Origin of the sequence: Actinoplanes sp. NPDC049316 (assembly GCF_040677315.1) — a bacterium.
Taxonomy (GTDB): Bacteria; Actinomycetota; Actinomycetes; order Mycobacteriales; family Micromonosporaceae; genus Actinoplanes.
Window position 1 is genome coordinate 23950 of sequence record NZ_JBFAQM010000023.1, and the last position, 14496, is coordinate 38445.

Below are 14496 nucleotides of genomic sequence, written 5' to 3' on the forward strand. Positions count from 1 at the left end.
CGTTAATTCGTTTGCCCTCGCTTGCGAGGACGGCATAGCCTCAGGTCACACCTTGGCGAGCGGCATGCTCAACGGGGTTTCACCACGAGTGCAAGGCGATGGAGGAGGTGGCACCGATGAAGCTCAACTACACGATCGAGCGACCGTCGACGCTGCCTGCTGTCTGCACTCCGTCCGCTTCCTGGCTGCCCGTCTCCGCGTCCGTGGCGAAGTCCGTCCTTGCGACGGAATCCGTCACCGTGGCGGCGCCGGCTGTCGAGCGGGCCCCGGCTTCGCAGGCGCACCAGGTCCAGATCCAGGCCGAGCTGGTCCGGATCCTGGCGTCCGTCGATGGAAGCTACGGGACCACTGGGTTCGTGGGCAGCAACGGCATGAAGCGTCGTCTGACGGATGGTGCCGACGGTGTCCCGCCTCGAGGAAGGCCGGTCTGAGCGATCAGACCTCCGGCTCACCTCGAGGCCGCGGAACCCGTAACCGGGATCCGCGGCCTACTTTTTTGCCGGCTCACCGGCCGGTGCGCGACCAGCATCACGATCCAGAAGATCGAGAAAAGAGAGAGGTGACCGGGCTTTATGAGTCTGGCGCTGGCCCCCCTCGACGTGAGCGTCGAGATGGAGGCAAACCTGCCCTGTCGGAAGTTCGACCCGGACCTGTGGTTCTCGGACTCCCCGGCCCAGCTGGAACTGGCCAAGTCGCTCTGCGGGGACTGCCCGCTGCGCGTCGAGTGCCTGGCCGGCGCGGTCGAGCGAGCGGAGCCCTGGGGTGTCTGGGGCGGCGAGATCTTCGAGCGCGGCGCGGTCGTCCCCCGCAAGCGGCCCCGTGGCCGTCCGCGGAAGGTCGACGTGGCCCGCGACGCCGAACTCGCGGTCGAAGTGGAGGAGCGGCTCGCTGCCAGCGGCGTCGAGACCCGCAACTCGGTCCGGCTGGCGGCCTGACATGACCACCCTCACCACCCCCTACCGGAAGACGGAAGACGTAGCCATGAGCCCGAACGGAGCCCCGAAGGTGAAACTCATCCAAGAAGCGCTCTCCCGAGCACGAATGCGTCGGCCTCAGGCCGACCAGCACCCTGAGGCGCACCGTCCCGCACGTCAGATCGCCATCACCGCCCGCCACCGCGCGGCGCGGGAACTGGGTGGACGCCTCTGACGCGACGAGGACCCCTACGACGGCCCCGCCCGCAGCCACCGGCTGCGGGCGGGGCCATTTCTATATCCACTCCTGTGCGGTGCGCGCGTCGGCGTCGGGCTCCGGGCCGACTGGGGCGCGTCGTTTCCACACCTGTGCTGTGCGGTTTACTTCACGACGGCAGGATTGGCTGTGATGCGTGACCGCACCGCGTCGCGCCGCTATTCCGTCGCGCGGGATGAGTTTCGCCGGAACCACGCACGTCGTCGCGCGTGTGGGTTGGTCCAAAGAAACGATTCGAAGCTGCGCCGCCAGCACGGCGACCTTGGCGCCGACCGGCCGGCGGACGTGCGCAGCCCGCGACGCCCGATGCCACACCGGACCCCATCGGCATCAGGGCAAGGCCCGGCGATGGCCTCTCACCGGATGAGGGCGGCTGCCGCGGAGGGTGCGCAGGTGCGTGTCCGGATGCGCGTCTGCGCTAGAGATCACGCAGGTGGCGGCAGTACGCGGCTCCGCCTCGTCCGATTCAGGAGCCGAGCGGGATGTCGCCGGCAGGGCAGGGCGGGCAGCTGAGCGGGACGTTCGTCGGCAGGGGCGGGGTGTCGGCAGCTGAGCGGGCAGCGCGTCCCGGGCGTCAACGCGGCCGAGTCGGTCGCGTCTCTGATGGCGGCGCAAGAAAGCGATATCAGCCAACGTCCTGCACGGGTCAATGAAAAAGTCTCTATTCCGCACGCTTCCCCCTCGTACGCGTTCTTCTGGGGCGGGTTTCGCGTCCACCGTACGAAGCAGCGCGGTGTCGCGCGCCGTTTCGGATAGCAGTGCGGAAACGGAATCGGGGCGGCGGGTCGGCCAACGCGATGTTCGGCTATGTCCTGTTGCGTCGGGGTCGTGTCACGGCACCGGGGCGAAGCCGGGCAGCCACTTCTGCAGGATCGACCGGTACGGCGCCTTCGCCTCGAGTTGGCAGAGCACGCCGATGGAACCCAGCGTGACCCGGTGGATGAGCAGGTACGACGGCGGCAGGTTGAGTTTGCGGCTCAGCTGGAAGGCGGGCGAGCGGGGGTTCGAGAGGCGGGCGGCCTCGGAGCGGATCCAGCTGCGGGTGAAACGGAACTCGTCGACCGCTACCGGCTCGATCATCGGGCGCAGGAAGTCGAGGACCCCCTGGGCGTCCAGTTCGTCGTCCGGCTTGATGAAGCCCTCGTCGCGCAGGCCGTCGGCGACCGCCTGGGCGTCGCCGTCGAGGGCGAGGCGGACCAGGCGGCCGATCGGCTCGGGGTGGCCGTCGGGGAGGCGGGCCACCGCGCCGAAGTCGATCACGCCGAGGCGCCCGTCGGGCAGGATGCGGAAGTTGCCCGGGTGGGGGTCGGCGTGCAGGAGGCCCGCGCGGGCCGGGGCGGAGAAGTGCAGGATGGCCATGAGGCGGCCGGCTTCGTCGCGTTCCGGCTCCGTGCCGTCGCTGATGATGCGGGACAGCGGCGTGCCGTCGACCCACTCGGTGACCAGCACCGTCGGCGCCGACGCGACGACGCGCGGGACGAAGATCTCCGGGTCGTTCGCGTACGCCGCCGCGAAGGCCTTCTGGGTCTCGGCCTCCATCGCGTAGTCGAGTTCCTCGGTGATCCGTTCGCGCAACTCCGCGAGCAGCGGCTTCATGTCCATGCCGGGCTGGATGATTTTGAACATGCCGGCCAGCCGGCCCAGCTGCTTGAGGTCCGCGAGCAGCGCTTCGCCGGCCCCCGGATACTGCACCTTGACGGCCACGGGCAGCGTCTTGGGCCGGGCGCCCTTGCGCGCCGGCGGAAGCTTCCAGACTGCCCGGTGCACCTGCCCGATGCTGGCGGCCGCGGCCGGACTGTCGTCGAACTCGGCGAATTTGTCCCGCCAGTCCGCACCGAGCTGTTCTGCCAGGACCCGGTGCACGCTCGCCACCGGCATCGGCGGAGCGGCCTCCTGCAGCTTGGTGAGAGCCTGCCGGTAGGGACCCGCCATCTCCTCCGGCATCGCCGCCTCGAAGACCGACAGCGCCTGCCCGAATTTCATGGCACCGCCCTTGAGCTGCCCCAGGACGCTGAAGAGCTGCTCGGCGGTGCGCTGCTGGATGTCGGCGGAGATGACGTCGGTGGCGATCCCGGTCACCCGCTTGCCGAGCCCCAGCACCGTACGGCCGGCGAAGCCGAGGGGGAGGGCGGCGAGCTTGGCTGTGCGGGACGCCGCACGGCGCGGGATGTCGGTCACCAGATCATTGTGACCGAGAAAAAGCCGATCGACCGCCCTGGACGGGTGGCCCGGCCCTGGACGTGCGTACCGGCGACCGCCTCGGCGTGCAGAAACAGGCGGGATGAGAGGTCCAGCTCCGGCGGCGGATCCCGCCGGGGGAGCTGATCTCGATCTCCGCACCGAGCGTCGTGGGAGGGTCGCCGTCGACGAAGGCGAGGACCTCACCGACGGCGTAGCCGGTGGCGGCCAGCAGGGTCGCGACGGCGCACGGTTCCGCGGATCCCGCCTGATGCGCCCAGGGGATGGGGCCGGCCGTGACGGGGCTGCCCGGAGTGGCAGGACCGACGGAAAGGGCCTGGCCGCCGGCGACAGCGGGGCCGTCCGCGGACCATGGCCTGGTCGCAGGAGGTGGGCTGGCCGATGGGGGTGGGCTGGCGGCAGGGGGTGGGCCGGCGGCGGGAGGGCCGGCGGTAGGCAGTCTGCTGGCCGCTGGGGCCGGGTCGGGGAACGGTTGCGGACTTTCGGCGACTCTCGGGTTGTGGCCGAGGGCTGTCTGGGCTTCGCGGTCTCGGCGGTGCAGGTCCAAGCAGTTCAGGCAGGGAACGCCCGGTGCGGGGACGAGCGGGCCGATGATCGGGACCGCCTCGCGGATGGCGACCGGCAGGTACGGCTGGCGCCGCTGGGCGTAGCCGGCGGCCAGGAGGGCTACCGGTTGGTCGTACTCGAGCTGGATGACCAGGGAGGCGCCGCCGCGGCGTACCGGTCGGGTCTCCGTTGTCGGGGCGGCCCGGCGGATGGCTGCCGCGATGGCCTCGGCGCGCGGGTGGCCGAGGTCGGTGTCGCGGAGTGGGCTGCCGGGGCGGTCGTGGTGGGTGACCGTTCCGGGTACGTCGGCGTGGACGTGGCCGATGCCGGCTTCGGCCAGGGCGACCGCGATGCCGGCGGCGAGCCGGCCGCGGCCGGTGACGACGACCCGGGCGGCCCGGCGGCGGCGCAATACGCCGGCCGGAGTCATGGGGCCGGCGCCGGGTGGGGCGGCCGGCGGTGTGCACGGGCCTGTGGTGGGCGAGGCGGCGGATGAGGTAGCGGACGGCGTGCGCGGGCGGGCGTTGGGCGAGGCGGGTGCGGATCGGGCGGTCAGCGGCGGGGGAGGTGACGTGGCTGGGAGTCGCGGCGTGGGGCGGAGGGCGAGGGCGGCGGCCTCGCCGGCGAGGCGCCGACGGGTGTCGTCATCGAGGGCGGCCGGGTACAGGGTGGGTGCCGGCAGAAGGAGGCCCGCTTCGTGGAGCGCGTCGAGGAGGGCCAGGGCTTCGTCGGGGGAGATGCCGAGGGCTCCGGCGTGGCGCAGGATCGAGCGTTCCGGGCGGGAGCCGTCGAGGAGGTCGAGCAGCGCCGCGGCCGAAGGATCGGGGAGGTCCAGCAGGAAGGCGCGATTGGGATGGGTGCCCAGTTGCACGGTCCGGGCGTCCCGCCAGATGCGGCGCAGGCCCGGCACGAGGGTGGGGCGGGGCAGCGGAGAACGCCGTGGGGCCGAGCGGGGCGTCAAGGGCTGAGGCGTCGGCAGCAGGGGGCGGCTCATGCGTGACAGGGTGTCACGGTGCCTGCGCGGAGGGATGTGGTTGTCCACAGGGCCGCGATCGATCGTGCTCGGCTGTCCACAAGCTGGGGCGAGTTATCCACAGGGATGGTTCACGCGTGGATAACTACTCAACGTTGTGGCGCAAACACGGTTATGCCCCTCCCGGGTGAGTCACGGGCCGGGACGACGGTGGGGGCGGCCGTGTGGCCGCCCCCACCGTCGAGCGCGTCCGGTCAGGCCTTGGCCTTGCCCAGGATGCGGTTCACCGTGGTGCCGCAGACCGGGCACTTGCCCTTGGCCATGTTCATGCCGGTCTTCGAGACCTCGACAGTCCCCTGGAAGTCGCGCTTCTCCTTGCACTTCACGCAATAGCCGTTGTACGTGTTGTCGGCCACGGTTCCTCCTCGTCATGTTGTCGGCCGGGTCGGCCCGCTGGTCCCGGCGCGGTCAGGTCCTCACGACCTGGACCCGCCGGGGTCCCTGCTCGCGGCGGCAGGCCGCGATCTGTGTTCGGCGCTGGACCGCTCCGCGACCACGTGGATGTGGCCACCCGCTCGGGGCGGTCACTACCCAGGTCCGGCCATTTCCATGTCAGCGCGGCGTCGACGGTGTCGTCGCCGTCGTGAGTCTGCCGGTCAGAATGCTTCTTTTCCGGAACATTCAGGCAGACACGCCGACGAAGCTCTCGGAAACGTAGAAAACAGACAGTCAGGCACGAGGTGCCCCGGGAGAAGCATGAGATGGCGATCCGGTGGCCGGGAAGCTCGGGGCTACGAGGAGGGCTGACGAATCCCCGGTGAGGACGAGAGCTCGTACGAGATCGTCGGGGTTCGGAGGTTTCGGGGGTGCCTGTGGTGGTGACACTGGGGGTGTATAGCGTGGGGTGACTCCGGGCTGCATGGTGCAGGCTTGCAAAATATTTTCGGATTATCTGGGGCGAAGCTCACATTTTGGGTGCGTGTCGTTTGCCGTACCCTTGCGGCCACCTGGCCCTGACGGATTAACGTCGCAATGTGAACCCCAGTCTGGGCTGCGCAGGCCGGTAATGGCCAGGACGCGCAAGCCTGTCGTCGAAGTGCGGCGCAGCCAGCGCCGTCGTCGCACGGTGTCTGCGTACCGCGAGGGCGAGCGCGTCGTCGTCCTGATTCCCGACCGGTTCTCGCGTGCCGAGGAGACCGAGTGGGTCGCGCGGATGCTGGAGCGGCTGGCCGCCCGTGAGGAGCGCGTTCAGCGTACGGACGGGGAGCTGCTCGCCCGCGCGCAGCGGCTCACCGCGCGATATCTCTCCGACCATGCGCGGCTCGTGGTCCCGGCCAGTGTGCGGTGGGTCACCAACCAGAACGGTCGCTGGGGCTCGTGTACGCCGGACGACGGCACGATCCGCATCTCGCACCGCATCCAGGAGATGCCGGACTGGGTCATCGACTACGTGCTGCTGCACGAGCTCGCGCACCTGGTCGTGCCGAGCCACAACGCCACCTTCTGGGAGCTGGTCAACCGCTATCCGAAGGCCGAACGGGCGCGGGGCTACCTCGAGGGCATCTCTGCCGCCACCGGCTTGGTCCTCGCCGACGACTAGTTACGCGGTGCGGGAAGACGGCTGATGGGGCGGGAGCGGCGAGAGTTCGCGCACGGTGGCGACTAGTCTGCGGGCGTGACCAGACGCGTCGTGGTGGCCCTGCTCAACCCGGTGACCTGGAGCCCGCCCGGCGTCGAGCTCAGCAGGTGGCGCGCCGCCCTCGCCGAGGACGTCGTCGACCTTCTCGCGCGGCTGGCGCAGGCCGAGCCCGCCGTCGCGGCCGTCGCCGAGGACATGGACCTCGCGCGGGAGATCGCCTGGCCCGGGATGCCGATCTACGAGGTTCCGACCGCGACGGTGCTGACGGTGCTGCGGCGGGCGGCCGATGACGGGTACGAGCAGGGCGCCGTCCTGGCCGCGGATGCTGCCGACGTGCCGGGGATGATCCTGGGAAAGCTGCTGCGGCCGCTGGGCAGCAAGCCGGTGGCCGTGGCACCGGCCGGACCGGGAGGCGGGGTGCTGGCGGTCGCCGCGGCGCTGCCTGTGCCGGAGTGGCTGGCGGATACCGACCTGGACGACGCCACGCCGATGACGCTGCGCCGGACGGCTCCGCAGCCGAGCCTGGTCGAGTCGACGCCCGAGTGGCGCCGGCTGCGCGGGCCGGCCGACCTGGCCACGCTCGACATGGGCCTGGAGGGCTGGGACAACACCCGGATGCTGCTCGGAGGTTGATCTTCACCACTCACGCAGAATGAAGGGGCCAGGGCCAGCGGATGCTGGGCCCCGGCCCCGGCCTCGACGGGAGTTGCGGTCCGCACCACCCACCGAGATACGACATCAGGAATTTGACTCTTCGCCGTCGTCCTTGCCGAGGTTGTCGAGCTCGGAGATGTCCCAGTCGAGCCGGCTGGCGGCGAACTTCTGCGGGTCGGCGAAGTCCTCGTCGGTGGGCAGCAGGTCCGGGTGGTCCCACAGGGCGTCGCGGCCCTGCACGCCGCGGGCCTCCGTGACGGCCGCCCACAGTGCGCCCGCCTCGCGGAGGCGGCGCGGACGCAGCTCGAGGCCCACCAGCGCCGCGAAGGTCTGCTCGGCCGGGCCGCCGGCCGCGCGGCGGCGCCGGAACGCCTCGCTGAGCGCCGCGACGGAGGGCAGACGGTCGCCGGCCGCCGAGTCGACGACGTGGCCGACCCAGCCCTCGATGAGCGCGAGCGCCGTCTCGAGGCGGGCGAGGCTCGCCTTCTGCTGCGGCGTGTCCTCCGGCGTGAAGATGCCCTCGAGCGCCATGGCCTGCATCGATTCCGGGTCGGTCGGGTCGACGCGGCTCATCGCCTCCTCGATCGCCTCCCGGTTGACCGTGATGCCGTTCGCGTACGTCTCCACCGCGCTGAGCACGTGCGCGCGCAGCCACGGCACGTGTTGGAACAGTCGCTGGTGGGCCGCCTCGCGCAGCGCCACGTAGAGCCGGACCTGGTCCTCGGGAATCTCGAGGCCGTCGCCGTACGTCTTGATGTTGGACGGGATGAGCGCGGCGGTGCCGGCGGGGCCGAGCGGCAGGCCGATGTCGCCGGCCGACAGCACCTCCGCGGCGAGCTGGCCCAGCGCCTGGCCGAGCTGGCCGCCGAAGAGCGCGCCGCCGAGCGTGGCGACCATCGACTGCATCGGCCCGAGCTGGGCGCGGGCCTCCTCGGGAACGAGGTCACCCATGGCGCCGACCATGCGGCCCGCGATGGGGTCGCACAGCTTCTTCCACACGTCGAGGGTGTTGTACACCCACTCGTTCCTGTTCCAGGCGGTCGCGTCGCGGATGCCCGAGGGCAGCGCGGACGCCGGGTCGAGCCACAGGTCGGCGAGGCGCAGGGCCTCGGAGACGGCGTTGTGCTCGTACATGTTCACCGACGGGTCACCGGTCGCGCTCAGCTGGCTGGCGGCCACCTGGCGCGCCAGATCCCAGTTGACCGGGCCACTTCCGGGCGCGGCGAACATCTGCTGCAGCTGATTCATGAACTGCTGCATCTGCTGCGGGTCGGAGGGATCGGGCGGCTGGGCGCCCGGCAGGCTGAAGCCGAACGGGATATCAGGCACGTCCTCAACGGTACGCGCGTCAAGGCCCGGTGGGACCAATGCCGGTGTCAGCTCAGAGAGAACTCAGGGTCGGTTGGTACGGTCACGCGCATGAGACGTCGCGGTGTCACGGTCATCCTCGGCGCCCTGATCACCGCACTGCTGGCAGTCGGAGTCATGGCCTTTCCCCTGCCGTACGTGGTTCTCAAGCCCGGACCGACCGTGAACACCCTCGGATCGGACAACGGCAAAGAAGTCATCCAGGTGACGAAGGCCCCCACCTCGACCAGTAAGGGTCAGCTCCGGCTGACCACCGTAGGGGTGCAGCCCAGCGTGGAACTGGTCTGGGCGATCCGTGGCTGGTTCAGCGACGAGCAAGCCGTCGTGCCGCGCGACCTCATCTACCCGCCGGACCGCAGCGAGCAGCAGGTGGAACAGCAGAACGCCGAGGAGTTCAAGTCCTCGCAGACGAGCGCCGAGACCGTCGCGCTGCGCAAGCTCGGGTATCCGGTGCAGACGTACGTGACGCAGGTGACGCAGGGCGGGCCGTCGAAGGGGCGGTTGCAGAAGGACGACGTGATCACCTCGGTCGACGGCGTGGCGGTGACCGGACCGGCGAAGCTGACCGAGCTCATCCAGTCCAAGCCCGCCGGCACCAGCCTGACCATCGGCTACACCCGGGACGGCAAGGCCGGGACTGTGAAGATCGTCTCGGAGAATCTGGAGAGCGGGCAGAAGCCGCGCATCGGCGTCGGCATCGACCAGCGCCAGCCGCACCCCTTCACCGTGACCATCGACCTCGACGAGATCGGCGGCCCGAGCGCGGGGCTGATGTTCACCCTCGGCATCATCGACAAGCTCAAGCCCGAGGACCTCACGGGCGGCAAGATCATCGCGGGTACCGGCACGATCGACGACGAGGGCGACGTGGGCCCCATCGGCGGCATCCCGCAGAAGCTCGTCGGCGCCAAGGAGGCCGGCGCCCAGCTCTTCCTGGTCCCGATCGACAACTGTGCCGAGGCGCTGCGTAACGCGGTGCCGGGCCTGCCGATGGCGGAGGTCGCGACTGTGGATGACGCCCTCACCGCCTTGCAGACGTTCACCAGCGGCGGTACACCCAAGCCGTGCACGGCCAAATGACTTGTCCACAGGCACCCAGAGCGGAACGACGCAACACCCTAAAGTGAAGAACCGGTCTTGAAAACTTAGTGGGGTTCACGGTGGTCATGCGTAACAGTCCTCTACCGAGGATGAGCCGGCGCGGTCGCGTGACCGTCGGCGTCCTGGTAGGGGTTTTCCTTCTCTTTACGCTGCTCGGCTGGGGCATCGACGCGTACACCGACTATCTGTGGTACGACGAGGTCAAGTTCACGGAGGTCTTCACCGGCGTCCTGGTGACCCGGCTGTTGCTCTTCCTCGCGATCGGCCTCGCCATGGCGCTGATCATCGCGGGCAACCTCTATCTGGCGTACCGGCTGCGGCCGCTGCTGCGACCGCACTCGGCCGAGCAGGCCACCCTCGAGCGCTACCGCATGGTCATCCAGCCGCGGCTGGGCACATGGATCGCGGTCGTCGCCATCGTCATCGGGTTCTTCTCCGGCCTGTCCGCGCAGAGCCGCTGGAAGGACTGGATGCTCTTCCAGAACTCCCAGCCCTTCGGCGTACGGGACCCCCAGTTCAACGTGGACATCGGCTTCTACGTCTTCGACTACCCGCTGCTGCGCTACCTGCTCGGCGTGGGCTTCACCGCGGTCGTGCTGTCGGTGATCGGCGCGCTCGCCGTGCACTACGTCTTCGGCGGCGTGCGGCTGCAGGGCGTCGGCGACCGGATGACCTCGGCCGCGCGGGCCCACCTGACCACGCTGGTGGCGGTGTTCGTGCTGTTGAAGGCGGTCGCGTACATCCTCGACCGGCGGGCGCTGCTGCTCGAGCAGCACGTGTCGCCCGGCCTCTACGGCGCCGGCTACACCGACGTCAACGCGCTGCTGCCCGCCAAGGAGATCCTGGCGTACATCTCGATCGTGGTCGCCATCGCGATCATCGTGTTCTCCAACGCGGTCATGCGGAACCTCGTCTGGCCCGGCGTCTCGCTGGCGCTGCTGGCGATCTCCGCGGTGGCGATCGGCGGCATCTACCCGCTGGCGGTGCAGAACTTCCAGGTCCAGCCGAGCCTGGCGGACAAGGAGGCGCCGTACATCGCGCGGTCGATCCAGGCCACGCGTGCCGCGTTCGGGCTCGGCGACACGCAGGTGACCCCGTACGGCGCGCAGAGCGTCGTGCCACCGGCCGCGCTGGCGACCAACTCCAGCGCGCAGAACATCCGGGTCATCGACCCGCAGCTGGTCTCCGAGGCGTTCACGCAGTCGCAGCAGGTCCGCGGCTTCTACGACTTCGGCCCCAAGCTGGACGTGGACCGCTACACGGTGGCCGACAAGACGCAGGACTACGTCGTCGGCGTCCGTGAGATCAACGACCGCGCGCTCACCCAGCAGCAGCAGAACTGGCTCAACCGCCACACCGTCTTCACCCACGGGTACGGGCTGGTCGCGGCGCCCGCCAACCAGTCCTGCGGCGGGCTGCCGTACTTCGTCTCCGGCTTCCTCGGTGGCGGCGCGCAGACCGCCAACTGCTCGTCGCCGACCGAGCAGATCAAGGTGGACCAGCCGCGCATCTACTACGGCGAGCAGTCCACGGAGTACGCGATCGTCGGTCAGACCGACAAGGACAAGAACGTCGAGTTCGACCGGCCGCAGCCCACGGACAGCAACGCCGAGCAGCGCTACACCTACGACGGGCAGGGCGGCGTGCCGATCGGCTCGTTCTTCCGCCGGCTGGTCTTCGCGATCAAGAACACCGAGAGCAACTTCCTGCTCTCGGACGCGGTCAACAACGAGTCGCGGCTCATGTACGTCCGCGACCCGCGCTCGCGCGTCGAGAAGGTCGCGCCGTTCCTGACCATCGACGGGGACCCGTACCCGGCCGTCGTCGACGGGCGGATCAAGTGGATCCTCGACGGGTACACGACCGCGGCGACGTACCCGTACGCCCAGCGGATCAACTTGCAGGAGGAGACGCAGGACGAGCTCACCAACCGGGGCACGTTCGCGCTCGCCCGTGACAACGTCAACTACATGCGCAACTCGGTCAAGGCGACCGTCGACGCGTACGACGGCACGGTCACGCTCTACGAGTTCGACGACCAGGACCCCGTGCTGAAGGCGTGGAACAAGGCGTTCGGCGGCGACCTGATCACCCCGAAGGCGCAGATCCCGGCGTCGCTGGAGGCGCACTTCCGCTACCCGGCGGACCTGTTCAAGGTGCAGCGCAACCTGCTGACCCGCTTCCACGTCACCGACCCCGCGGACTTCTTCACCGGCAACGACTTCTGGGCGGTGCCCAACACGCCGGACGGCTCCGAGCAGAAGAAGCAGCCACCGTTCTACCTCAACGTGCAGCTGCCGGGGCAGGACGCCACCCGGTTCCAGCTCACCTCGGCGGTCACCCCGAGCAACCGGGAGAACCTGGCGGCGATGATCTCGGGCTCGTACGTCGACGGCAAACCCCGGCTGGAGATCCTCGAACTGCCGGACGAGACCGCGATCCCGGGCCCGGCGCAGGTCCATCAACGGATGGCGAACAACAACACCGTGCGTCCGGAACTGAACCTGATGCAGACGAACAACCAGGCCCAGGTGCTGTACGGCAACCTCATCTCGCTGCCGGTCGGCCAGGGCATGCTCTACGTCGAACCGGTGTACGTGAAGAGCGGCCAGCAGGCCAACGCGGCCCCGCTGCTGCAGAAGGTCCTGATGTCGTACGGCGACGGCAACACGTACGTCGTGCTCGCCAACAACCTCCAGGACGGCCTGAAAGCGCTCGTGGCGCAGGGCAAGAATCAGCAGCCCCCGGCCTCCTCACAGAACACCAATCCGCCGTCCGGAACGCAGCCACCGGCCACCAGCAGCCAGCTGACCCAGGCGGCGGCGGACCTCGACAAGGCCATCGCGGACGTCAAGGCGGCCCAGCAGTCCGGCGACTTCGCCCGGTACGGCCAGGCGCTCCAGGCCCTCGACACGGCGATGACCAACTTCCAGAACGCGCAGAAGGCGGCCAACCCGGCGGTGGCGCCGTCGGCCGGACCTTCCGCGCCGTCGTCGACGCCGGCCTCGACGCCACCTTCAGCGGCGGCGCCTACGCCCAGTGGTGGGTGACGGTTTCTGGTTGTACGCGGCCCGCCGGGGGTTCTCCCGGCGGGCCGCTTCCGTTTCGGGGGTCGTGCTTCGGCGGGCGTGCGGGGGTTCCTTTGGTTCCGGGCTCTTGGGTTGGCGGGCGTGCCGCGGCGTTTTCGGTGGGCGCTTCCGTTTCGGGCTCTTCGGTTTGGGGGCGTGCCGGCGTTTCGGCGGGCGCTTCCTTCCGGGCTCTTGGGTTGGCGGCGTGTCGGTATCCGGCGGGGCGCCGGGAGGTGTGGGGAGCGTTACGGGGGGTCGTTTTGCAGGTGGCGGGGGCGCACGCTAGGGTTGAGCTACCGACGCGGGGTGGAGCAGCTCGGTAGCTCGCTGGGCTCATAACCCAGAGGTCGCAGGTTCAAATCCTGTCCCCGCTACGAAGTGCGAACGGCCGGTCCTCGGTTCTGAGGGCCGGCCTTCGTCGTACGCGCGCTGTGTCACCTGCGCGGCTACCTGTGCAACTGCCGGAGTCGGCTGTTGGTTGACGGCGTGGCCCGTGGGCGGCCGGCGGCACGGTGTGGCGCGACCGGTCCCGGCGCCGGCCCGCGGTGGTGGTCCGGCAAGGAGCCTGCGGGCAAGATGGCGTCCCTACGGATCTCGTCCAGGGTCGGCGGGGTGATGGCTTGGGTGCGTCGCGGGTGATCAGGCGCCGGCTTTCGGGTCGGGAGCCAGGGCCCGGCGCCGGGGCGCCTCGCGCTTTCGCCCCTCGCGCTTTCGCCCCTCGCGCGCGTTGCGCCCCGCGCGTTGCGCCCCGCGCCTCATCCGTCAGCGCTCCGCGCGTTGCGCCCCGCGCCTCATCCGTCAGCGCCCCGCGCTTCAGCCGTCAGCGCGCCGCAGAGTCGGCATCCTCGGCGTGCCCCGGTGCGGCCAGCATTCCGAGCAGGTGGATTGCGTCCGCGTCGCGGGTGTTCGGTTCCGCTCGGTAGACGATGAGCTGCTGACCTGATGTGCCTCGGACGTCGAAGGTGCGGTAGGCCAGCGTCAGTTGTCCCACCGCGCTGTGCCGGAACGTCTTCGTCTCCCTGGTCTTGCCGCGTACGTCGTGCCGGGCCCAAAGGCGGCGGAAGCCGGCGTCGGCGGCCGTCAGTTCGTCGATCAGCGCGCGGGTTTGTCGTTGCTCGGCGTGGTAGCCCGCGGCCAGGCGCAGGGCCGCCACGCAGGCCTCCGCGGCGCGGTCCCAGGCGGCGAAGAAGGTGTGGGCCACCGGGTCCAGGAACGTCATGCGGGCCAAGTTGTCGGCCGTGGCGAAGTCGGAGTAGAGCGCGTCCGCGATCGGGTTGCGGGCCAGGAGGTCGAGCCGGCGGTTGATGACGACGGCCGGGAGGTGCGGCCATTCGGCGAGCAGCCGGCGCAGGTCGTCGTCGACGCGGTCGGTGAGCGGGGCGCGGTCGCCGGGCGGGACGTCGGCGAGGCGGAACAGGTGGTCGCGGGCTTCCGGACCGAGGTCGAGGGCGCGGGCGATGCCGTCCAGGACCGCGGTGGACGGGCTTCGCTCCCGGCCCTGTTCGAGCCGGGTGTAGTAGTCGGCGCTCAGCCCGGCGAGCACCGCCACCTCTTCCCGGCGCAGACCCGCGACCCGGCGCCGGCCGTGCGGGACGAGGCCCACGTCGTCCGGGGTCAGCCGGGCGCGGCGGGCGACGAGGAAGCTGCCGAGGTCGGTGACGGGCATGTGCCCAGGCTAAGCACCGTCATCGCGGGTAACCAGGGTGTGCCGCTCCCAGGAGAACCCCGCCCTGGTTACGGGTGGCCGCGGCGCCGAC

General features: G+C 70.2%; 11 protein-coding genes and 1 tRNA gene. 7 read left to right on the top strand and 5 right to left on the bottom strand.

Annotated features, from left to right (window positions below; all coding sequences use genetic code 11):
* Nucleotides 1-116: 116 nt before the first annotated feature.
* Nucleotides 117-431, top strand: a complete 315-nt coding sequence (locus AB0K03_RS28605; RefSeq protein ID WP_364690788.1) for a hypothetical protein — start codon at nucleotides 117-119, stop codon at nucleotides 429-431.
* A 141-nt stretch (nucleotides 432-572) separates the two neighbouring features.
* Nucleotides 573-935, top strand: a complete 363-nt coding sequence (locus tag AB0K03_RS28610; RefSeq protein WP_199511532.1) for a WhiB family transcriptional regulator — start codon at nucleotides 573-575, stop codon at nucleotides 933-935.
* A gap of 1087 nt (nucleotides 936-2022) precedes the next feature.
* Here the strand turns inward: AB0K03_RS28610 and AB0K03_RS28615 are convergent.
* The 3 genes from AB0K03_RS28615 to AB0K03_RS28625 all read right to left on the bottom strand — a co-directional run bounded on the left by AB0K03_RS28615 (nucleotide 2023) and on the right by AB0K03_RS28625 (nucleotide 5325).
* Nucleotides 2023-3369, bottom strand: coding sequence for an AarF/ABC1/UbiB kinase family protein (locus AB0K03_RS28615; RefSeq protein ID WP_364690792.1), 1347 nt, complete (start codon nucleotides 3367-3369; stop codon nucleotides 2023-2025).
* Nucleotides 3370-3373: 4 nt separating this feature from the next.
* The gene (locus AB0K03_RS28620; RefSeq protein ID WP_364690795.1) at nucleotides 3374-4930 is read right to left on the bottom strand and encodes a PqqD family protein; all 1557 of its coding nucleotides are present in this window, start codon (nucleotides 4928-4930) and stop codon (nucleotides 3374-3376) included.
* A gap of 233 nt (nucleotides 4931-5163) precedes the next feature.
* Nucleotides 5164-5325 carry a DUF5679 domain-containing protein gene (locus AB0K03_RS28625; RefSeq protein WP_015625326.1) on the bottom strand — a complete coding sequence of 54 codons (162 nt, stop codon included), beginning with the start codon at nucleotides 5323-5325 and terminating at the stop codon, nucleotides 5164-5166.
* Between the two features lie 650 nt (nucleotides 5326-5975).
* On the opposite strand from AB0K03_RS28625, the gene AB0K03_RS28630 reads away from it, so the two are divergent.
* Complete coding sequence (locus AB0K03_RS28630; RefSeq protein WP_364690798.1) at nucleotides 5976-6509, top strand: M48 family metallopeptidase; 534 nt, start codon at nucleotides 5976-5978, stop codon at nucleotides 6507-6509.
* 75 nt (nucleotides 6510-6584) lie between these two features.
* Complete coding sequence (locus AB0K03_RS28635) at nucleotides 6585-7181, top strand: hypothetical protein (protein ID WP_364690801.1); 597 nt, start codon at nucleotides 6585-6587, stop codon at nucleotides 7179-7181.
* A 105-nt stretch (nucleotides 7182-7286) separates the two neighbouring features.
* Here the strand turns inward: AB0K03_RS28635 and AB0K03_RS28640 are convergent, their stop codons facing one another.
* On the bottom strand, nucleotides 7287-8531 hold the full coding sequence (locus tag AB0K03_RS28640) for a zinc-dependent metalloprotease (RefSeq protein WP_364690804.1): 1245 nt from the start codon (nucleotides 8529-8531) through the stop codon (nucleotides 7287-7289).
* Nucleotides 8532-8621: 90 nt separating this feature from the next.
* On the opposite strand from AB0K03_RS28640, the gene AB0K03_RS28645 reads away from it, so the two are divergent.
* The 3 genes from AB0K03_RS28645 (at nucleotide 8622) to AB0K03_RS28655 (ending at nucleotide 13113) form a co-directional block, all read left to right on the top strand.
* The gene (locus AB0K03_RS28645) at nucleotides 8622-9650 is read left to right on the top strand and encodes a PDZ domain-containing protein (protein ID WP_364690807.1); all 1029 of its coding nucleotides are present in this window, start codon (nucleotides 8622-8624) and stop codon (nucleotides 9648-9650) included.
* A 110-nt stretch (nucleotides 9651-9760) separates the two neighbouring features.
* Nucleotides 9761-12721, top strand: a complete 2961-nt coding sequence (locus tag AB0K03_RS28650) for a UPF0182 family protein (protein WP_364690810.1) — start codon at nucleotides 9761-9763, stop codon at nucleotides 12719-12721.
* A gap of 318 nt (nucleotides 12722-13039) precedes the next feature.
* A tRNA-Met gene (locus AB0K03_RS28655) sits at nucleotides 13040-13113 on the top strand.
* 446 nt (nucleotides 13114-13559) lie between these two features.
* Here AB0K03_RS28655 and AB0K03_RS28660 read toward each other — a convergent pair.
* A complete protein-coding gene (locus AB0K03_RS28660) occupies nucleotides 13560-14405 on the bottom strand; it encodes a helix-turn-helix transcriptional regulator (RefSeq protein ID WP_364690812.1) in 846 nt (281 codons plus the stop codon).
* Nucleotides 14406-14496 lie beyond the last annotated feature (91 nt).